General features: G+C 67.0%; 3 protein-coding genes. All 3 read left to right on the forward strand.

Going from position 1 to position 2,265, the window contains the following annotated elements; genetic code table 11:
• Window positions 1–145: 145 nt before the first annotated feature.
• Complete coding sequence (locus tag EAH68_RS14640; protein WP_126122060.1) at window positions 146–898, forward strand: nucleotidyltransferase domain-containing protein; 753 nt, start codon at window positions 146–148, stop codon at window positions 896–898.
• 33 nt (window positions 899–931) lie between these two features.
• Window positions 932–1,564, forward strand: a complete 633-nt coding sequence (locus EAH68_RS14645) for an HAD-IA family hydrolase (RefSeq protein ID WP_126122061.1) — start codon at window positions 932–934, stop codon at window positions 1,562–1,564.
• Between the two features lie 61 nt (window positions 1,565–1,625).
• A partial coding sequence (locus EAH68_RS14650; protein WP_164546518.1) for a LysE family translocator occupies window positions 1,626–2,265 on the forward strand: 640 nt, incomplete at its 3' end.

A 2,265-nucleotide genomic window follows, 5' to 3' on the forward strand; every position in this document is an offset into this window, starting at 1 on the left:
GCGTAGGTTGCGAGTTCAAGTCTCGTCTCCAGCTCTGTTTGGGCAGGTCAATGGCCCGTATGTTTATTGAAAATGAGCTGAACGGGAACCGGGGTGCCCCACCGACTCCTCAGGGCTGTCAGAGCTGGGTCGGTAGCATCAGGGGATGCCGGACATCAATGTAGAGCCCTATCTCGCAGCCCTCGTCGAGGCAGCCCGGCAGGTGCTCGGCACAGAGTTCGTCGGGGCGTATGCCGCGGGTTCCCTGGCCCTGGACGCCTTCCGCCCTGGCCGCAGCGACATCGACATCGCCCTGCTCTGCCGTGTTCAGCTGAGCGGGGATGTGAAGCGGGAGTTGATTGCGCGACTGCGGCACAGCTCCCTGCCGTGCCCTGCCCGGGGACTGGAGCTGGTGGTCTACACCGTAGCCACGACGCAGTCGGGCACCGTGGAACCGGGTTTCGAGCTCGAGTTGAACGATGGTCCGGACATGGCCTTCCGGCAGACCCTGCAACCAGCGGACCGTCCGGTGGCTGACGGGGCATTCTGGTACGGACTGGACCGCAGCATCCTGCATCAGAGCGGCCTGGTGTTGGCGGGGCCACCGGCCGCAGAGGTCTTCGCGGAGCTGCCACCGGATGATCTGCGGGGCCTGCTGGTCGATTCACTGCACTGGTGGATGGCGCAGCCCGGTCATACCGATGACGCGGTTCTGGGAGCCTGCCGGGCGCTGGTCCGGCATCGCCAGGGAAGGTGGCTGTCCAAAGTCGATGCCGGCCGCCAGCTGCTCGCGGCCGGCTACCGGCCGGGCGAGGTGATCGAGCAGTCCATTTCCGCACGATTCGGTGCGCCCCCGCCCTCAGCTCGGCAGGCGCGGACTTTCCAGGAGGGTGTTCTGCGGGATATCCGGGTTGCCTGACCTCCAACGGAGATCACCACTAGGCTGAGCACCATGATCTACGAGGCGATCCTCTTCGACATCGACGGCACTCTCGTGGACTCCACCAGCTCAGTTGAGTACGTGTGGCGGACCTGGGCCGCCGCGAATGATCTCGACGGGGACCACATCATGTCCATCAGCCACGGGCGACGCAGCCGCGACACCCTCGCGGAGCTCCTCCTGGAGGAGCACATCGACACCGCCCTCGCCGATATGCGCGTCCTCGAGCTGGAGACGATGCACACGGTGCGGGCGCTGCCTGCGACCGTCGAGATCCTCTCTGCACTTCCCCGGGACCGGTGGGCGGCGGTGACCTCAGGTGACCGGCCACTGATGACCGCACGCATGGAGGCCTGCGGGCTGCCCGTACCGGACGTGATGGTGACCTCCGAGGAGGTCACCCGCGGTAAACCTGATCCGGAGGGGTACCTGTTGGCAGCCTCCCGCCTCGGGGTGGATCCGCGTTCCTGTCTCGTCATCGAGGATGCCCCGGCCGGCCTGCAGGCGGGCCGCGCGGCCGGCGGGGGAGTCCTCGCCGTGGCCACCTCCCATGACCCGGCCGAGCTGGAAGGCTACGACCTGGTTCCCGACCTCAGCCACGTCACCGTCACCCCCGTGGAGACGGGCATCCGCGTCGTGTTCTAGGAGGCGGCGGTACCGGCTTCTTGTTACCGGTCAGCCGTGTGGTCAGGGCTAGAATTCCGGGGTGTCCATCTCTGAATTCATCGCCCTGCTCGCCGTGTGGATCGCCGCCATCGCCTCCCCCGGACCGGATCTGGTGCAGATCATCCGGTTGGGTGCGCGGTCGCGGGCCGCCGGCGTCTGGGCTGCACTGGGCATCATGACGGGCAACACCCTGTGGATCACCGGGTCCCTGCTGGGGCTGTCCGCCCTGATCACCACCTATCCCGGCATCCTCACCGTCCTGCAGCTGATGGGTGGCGCCTACCTGCTGTGGATGGGTGTCAACGCCACCCGGGGTGGACTGGCGGTGCGCAGGCAGGCCACCGTCCCCGTCACCCCGGAGACAGACGCCGGGGCCGAGGCGGAGACCGGTGCGCCGACGGGTGCACTGCGGGCCTGGCGGCAGGGGTTGACAACCAACCTGGCCAACCCCAAGGCCGTCCTTTTCTTCGGTGCCGTCTTCGCCCAGTTCATCCGCCCGGACATGGGGACCGTGTGGGCCCTGACCATCGCCGTGATGCTCATTGTCACGGGTGTGGTGTGGTTCGTCGGATTTGCACTCGGGGTGCGCCTGCTGGCGGTGAAACTGGTCCGCAACGCCGCCGTCATCGACATCGTCTCCGGTGTGGTCTTCATCGCCCTGGCCCTGTTCATGCTGTACG

Origin of the sequence: Corynebacterium hylobatis (assembly GCF_003955685.1) — a bacterium.
GTDB lineage: Bacteria > Actinomycetota > Actinomycetes > Mycobacteriales > Mycobacteriaceae > Corynebacterium > Corynebacterium hylobatis.

What these genes read in the sequence shown, in the direction of transcription:
- EAH68_RS14645 (WP_126122061.1), top strand. Translation starts at nt 932, where the DNA reads ATGATCTACGAGGCGATCCTCTTCGACATCGACGGCACTCTCGTGGAC.
- EAH68_RS14640 (WP_126122060.1), top strand. Translation starts at nt 146, where the DNA reads ATGCCGGACATCAATGTAGAGCCCTATCTCGCAGCCCTCGTCGAGGCA.